This window comes from Asticcacaulis benevestitus DSM 16100 = ATCC BAA-896 (genome assembly GCF_000376105.1).
Lineage (GTDB): Bacteria > Pseudomonadota > Alphaproteobacteria > Caulobacterales > Caulobacteraceae > Asticcacaulis > Asticcacaulis benevestitus.
Map to the genome: position 1 here is coordinate 1 of NZ_AQWM01000075.1, position 4663 is coordinate 4663.

Sequence of the window (4663 nt, forward strand, 5' to 3'; positions counted from 1 at the left end):
ATCAGGCGCGCGCGCTGATCGGCGGCCAGGTCATCCGGCAAGCCGGCAGCGACGCCACGCCGTATCGCATCGCCCTGCCGGTCAATGGCGCGATCGACATGCCTATCCTTGACACCATGACTGGAACGTCCGGACATGGCCGAGACGTCGCGTGCCATGCCAGTTTCCAGGTCGATCATTTCCTTCGTCGAATAGCGAATGCCGTCAGGTCCGTCAGAGATCCGCACCAGTTCGTCTGACGCCATGACTTTTGAATAGAGAGCCTGGTACTCAGACGGGTCGTCATTGATGTACCTGTGCAGCGTACGGGCGACATCACGGCGATCAAACACGCTCTTCTCACCGGTGATCAGCGTCAGCACCTGATCGGGGTTTTCACGGATCAATTCGGCGTTTCTAACCCTCGCCTCCTCGGCCAGCCGCTCGCGCTCAACCGCCTTGCCGTGCCGGTCCATCTGCGTGGCATGCACGCCGACGTGCTGGGTCGGCTCGATCTCCAGCCCCCGGTCCTGGTGTGAACGATGATCGATGCGGATATCATGACCGGCGCGGGCAAGATGAAGATTAGCCGTTTCTTCCCACTCGACACGCAGGGCTTTCAGCTGCTCGTGGGTTGTGGCCAGATCATTAGCCTTCAGCCATTTGTTTTCACGTTCAAGGTCGGTCTTGTCGCCAAGCCATTCTTCGGTCACCTGCCTTGTCGTAAACATGATGTGCGCATGGTGGTTGCGGATATCCATATCCTGATCGGGCGTATGCAAAGCGAAGTCCACTGCCACGTCATAACGATCGGCCAAACCTTGAGAGAACTCCCGTACCAGCTCGAGTCTCTGTTCCCCCGTCAGCTCATGCGGCAAGGCGACTTCGATTTCGCGGGCCACACGTGCGTCCTTGCGCTTCTCCGCAAACTCAGCGGCATTCCAAAGCGTCTCCCGGTCGCGCGCCCATTCGGCATTGCTGCCGTCCGGCAGCACAATCTCCGAATGCTCGATACCGCCCTTGCGGGTGTAGTCATGCGTCAGGCCATCGCGCTCATTGGTCAGGCGCGTGCCGGAACGATAGGCGGCCGCGCCCACGGCCGAGCGGCCCGATGCACGGGAGACGGTTTTCATGCTCAGATGATAAATCGCCATTGCCCTATCCCTTCGCCGGCCCCTGCCGGCGCGCATCTGAGTTGCAAAGCAACTCGTAAGTGCGCCCTTCAAAATCTCCGCTACGCTACGATTGCTCAGGTGTGCTGCACATTTGCCAGGCCCGAGACACACAACACATACGGTCTCAGAGTACCATAAAAAGACTTGCAATCAAGAGTCGAGTTTGGCAAAATAAAGCATCGTGGAGTTGTTACAGGGGTAACACAATGGCGCGTAAATCCATCGAAGAGCGGCTGGCCCAGCTGGATGCCCAGAGAAAGACCTTGCAGGCCAGGCTGACCAAGGACGAACGGGCCAGAGATACCCGCCGTAAGGTGCTGCTGGGTGCGCTCGTTCTTCACCGCATTGAAGACGGTAACGAGGCCAGTGCCGACTATCTGCGCGACTTCATCCAACGTGAGCTACCGGGGTTTCTCACACGCGAGACCGACAAGGTCTTGTTTGACGACCTGATCGGTTCGGACAAGGCAGCGAAATAGAGGGCATACCTGCGCCGATAACATTGGGCAGTGGCGGCCTCTAGTGGCGGAATTTTGCATTGAACAAACACACAAAAGAACGCCTGGGTTAGCCCCAGTCATTTGGCCGGAATATCACCCGTGCGTTCGACAGACAGGACGGCGGATTGTCATATTCAAAGCGGCATATCGGCCGGCCGCTTTTGACACCAGACGAGGTGCAGAATCCGCGCCAGAATTTGCAATTTCTGTTCCCTGACTTCTCAAAGGCCGAGGGTCGCCGGGAAGCTGGGCGACAACGATTGTGCCTCGTTCAATGGGAGGCTTGATCCGCCATAGGACGGCCTGCGTGCTGGATGAAAAAAGGCCTCGCCGATGACCGACGAGGCCTGACGCAAAGCTCAGTTGCCCGAGGGGCGGCTCCAGATCAGATGAAAGACGTCTGGCACGTCGCTGGCAACCAGGCTGGCATAGACCGGATGCGGGAACGTCGGATCGTCGAACTTGACGGAAAGGTATTCACCTCCGCTATCGCGTCCTGTCCGTTTCCAGCCGGCGCCAACCTCAACATCGCCTGCCATCAAACGAAAGTCGGGGCTGTTCTCTGATGGGGCCTCGATGGCCACGATGCGGATGTCGACATCCAGTTTTAGCGTGTTGATCTTACCTGTGAAGTTATGGCCCGAAGCCGTAAAGGTGCCGATGATAGCCATGAGAAGGTACCTTTCTGAAAATCGGATCGCGCCTGTCGCGACCTCGATGCCGCGCCCATGGACGTGAGACCGGACCTCCTGCACCCCGTAGGGGCTGAAACGCAGTGGAGGACGCCGGGCGCAAGACCGGCGTTGCCGGATGGTCCGGCTTATGTCCAAAGCTGCATGAATGAGATCGCGATCGGCGCCTTCCCATCAGATGGAACCGTGTGGGGATTGCGGACCGAGTCCGGGCGAACTATACCGGTAGGACACTGCGGGAATATTCATGTCGCCAGACGCCCTGGACCATCTTCCGGACACCAAACGCCGCGAGCTTGAGCACGTGGTGAAGGTGTTGTTTGACGCCTTTGGAGAAGCCACAAAGACGAAGCAGTCTGATAAGCGCAAGGCCGGCCGCATCCTCAAGGTGATCCTGTTCGGGTCCTACGCACGCGGCGACTGGATTGAAGACCGCCTATCGGGCTATCGCTCAGACTACGACATCCTGATCGTGGTCAGTGGCCATGAGCTCACCGATTTGCAGGAATACTGGTCGGTGGCGGACGACACCTTCGTGCGCGAATACACCCTCACCCATGAGCTAAAGACGCCGGTCAGTTTTATCGTGCACAGCCTCCAGGATGTGAACGACCAACTGGCGCGTGGGCGGCCCTTCTTTAGCGACATCGCACGCGACGGCATCATGCTGTTTGAGGCGGAGGGGCATCCGCTGGCAAAAGCGAAGCCTTTGACGCCGGAGGAGATCAAGGCTGAGGCTAAGGGGTATTACGAGCAGTGGTTTCCAAAGGCCGTCTACAATTTGAAACGAGCGCAGAACAGTTTTGCAGATGGTCAGCTAAAGCATGCAGCCTTCGACTGCCATCAAACTGTTGAAGCCCTCTATCACTGCATCCTTCTGGTCGTCACGCTTTACAGCCCAAAATCTCACCGCCTGAGTTTCCTAAGATCACAAGCCGAGGGCCTCGACACTGGGCTCCGCGACGTATGGCCAGATGATAGTAAATTCGCGCGGCGCTGTTTCGCGAAGCTGCAACGGGCCTATGTCGAAGCGCGCTATTCAGCGGAATATGAAATCACAGCCGACGAGCTAGCCTGGCTGCAAGAGCGGGTTGGCCTACTGACGGAAAAGACTAAGCAAATTTGCGAAGCGCACATCGCTTTATAATTTCTGTCTTCTGTCCATATCGCAGGGTACTGCCCTATCTCGCTATAGAAGGGCCAAAGGTGCCCCCTAATAGTCGATAGGTCCAATAATGTCATGAACACGTTTGGAAGCCGCCATTGCCCACTCTTAACCTAAAAAATACTGTTTGCGTCGGTGCATTTTTGAGGTCATGACCCGGCAGCATTACATCACCAACTAGTAAACAGCGTAGTATCTAAGAAGATATTTTCCATTTTCAAATCCCACCTTCTGATTTAATTAAGCCTTCTTCTTTTGCTTGTCGCAAAATATCTTGGAGAAAATGAGCAAACATATACACTTTTGGGCGACCATCTATCATCTTGGTGCCCGTATCAATTCCATTGGCTGTGCAATACTCCATTGCCCACCAATCCGTGCCTCCGCCTAACGCTCTATAAAAAAGCGCCTCATGATTGTTTGAGGAGTCCTGTTCCGGATCTACTATGTCACGCAGGTATTCGAGCGCACTCGAAACGCCCATGCCTGGATCGGTGGTAAACTCAATCATCAAGCGAACCCGGTTGGGCTGCTGCCGCAGGAAATCCCGAACCAATTCGTAGAAAACATCTTGACCATCCCGAAGGTAGGCCTCTTTGTCTCGGTGTCTTCGGGGGACATAGTGTGACAAGTCAAGGCCGTCATATTTTCCGGCGTCACGGCCGTGGTCGGCTAGGTAGGCTTCGAGCTGTGAAAGCGAGGGCTTAGAATTCATCTTCCGACCTGCGAAATATCAAAAAAATGCTTACTACGAGCAACGGTTAGTCATGATTCCGGAAGGTGATCCACGCTACCAGATCTCTGCCGATCTTGCTCTTCCTGAGTTCAAAAGCAAACGTACTGCGACAATGGAGATAGTCGGCCGTGAAAAATGCTCAATATATTGAATTATATTGATAAAATGGTGTTTTCATGTATATTGAATCGCAAGGTTTCGGCTGTTTTGCGCCAAAAGCTTGCGAAATCCTCCGTGGTTTTGATTTGGGATTTCCGGTTCTGAGTGGCCGTGCTTGTATGTGGTTCTGTTATCCGTGAGGGCCGTCCATGCTTCCCAAGCCGCCAGCCAAACCCAGTGGTGCTGACCTATTTCGCTCTGAGCTGGATCAGATCCTTGATCCTGACCATGAGTTGGTTCGGCTTGCCAAGTTGATC

General features: G+C 55.2%; 6 protein-coding genes. 2 read left to right on the plus strand and 4 right to left on the minus strand.

The genetic code is table 11. From position 1 onward, the window contains the following. The coding region (mobQ, locus tag B060_RS0123260) for a MobQ family relaxase (protein WP_018084184.1) at positions 1–1133 on the minus strand (1133 nt) is incomplete at its 3' end. 227 nt (positions 1134–1360) lie between these two features. On the opposite strand from mobQ, the gene B060_RS0123265 reads away from it, so the two are divergent. Further along, positions 1361–1633 carry a hypothetical protein gene (locus B060_RS0123265; protein WP_018084185.1) on the plus strand — a complete coding sequence of 91 codons (273 nt, stop codon included), beginning with the start codon at positions 1361–1363 and terminating at the stop codon, positions 1631–1633. Positions 1634–2013: 380 nt separating this feature from the next. Here the strand turns inward: B060_RS0123265 and B060_RS0123270 are convergent, their stop codons facing one another. Next, on the minus strand, positions 2014–2325 hold the full coding sequence (locus B060_RS0123270) for a DUF736 domain-containing protein (RefSeq protein ID WP_018084186.1): 312 nt from the start codon (positions 2323–2325) through the stop codon (positions 2014–2016). A 268-nt stretch (positions 2326–2593) separates the two neighbouring features. Between B060_RS0123270 and B060_RS0123275 the strand changes: the two genes are divergently transcribed. Continuing rightward, positions 2594–3493 carry a HEPN domain-containing protein gene (locus B060_RS0123275; RefSeq protein ID WP_018084187.1) on the plus strand — a complete coding sequence of 300 codons (900 nt, stop codon included), beginning with the start codon at positions 2594–2596 and terminating at the stop codon, positions 3491–3493. A 235-nt stretch (positions 3494–3728) separates the two neighbouring features. On the opposite strand, the gene B060_RS0123280 is transcribed toward B060_RS0123275, so the two are convergent. Further along, entirely contained in the window at positions 3729–4226 is a 498-nt protein-coding gene (locus tag B060_RS0123280; RefSeq protein WP_018084188.1) for a hypothetical protein, read from the minus strand. A gap of 195 nt (positions 4227–4421) precedes the next feature. Beyond that, positions 4422–4663, minus strand: a 242-nt coding sequence (locus B060_RS27895; RefSeq protein WP_211210486.1) for a hypothetical protein, incomplete at its 5' end; no start/stop codon positions are given.

Excerpts from the sequence above, each read along its gene's own strand:
- B060_RS0123265 (WP_018084185.1), top strand. The coding sequence starts at position 1,361 with ATGGCGCGTAAATCCATCGAAGAGCGGCTGGCCCAGCTGGATGCCCAG.
- B060_RS0123270 (WP_018084186.1), bottom strand. The coding sequence starts at position 2,325 with ATGGCTATCATCGGCACCTTTACGGCTTCGGGCCATAACTTCACAGGT.
- B060_RS0123275 (WP_018084187.1), top strand. The coding sequence starts at position 2,594 with ATGTCGCCAGACGCCCTGGACCATCTTCCGGACACCAAACGCCGCGAG.
- B060_RS0123280 (WP_018084188.1), bottom strand. The coding sequence starts at position 4,226 with ATGAATTCTAAGCCCTCGCTTTCACAGCTCGAAGCCTACCTAGCCGAC.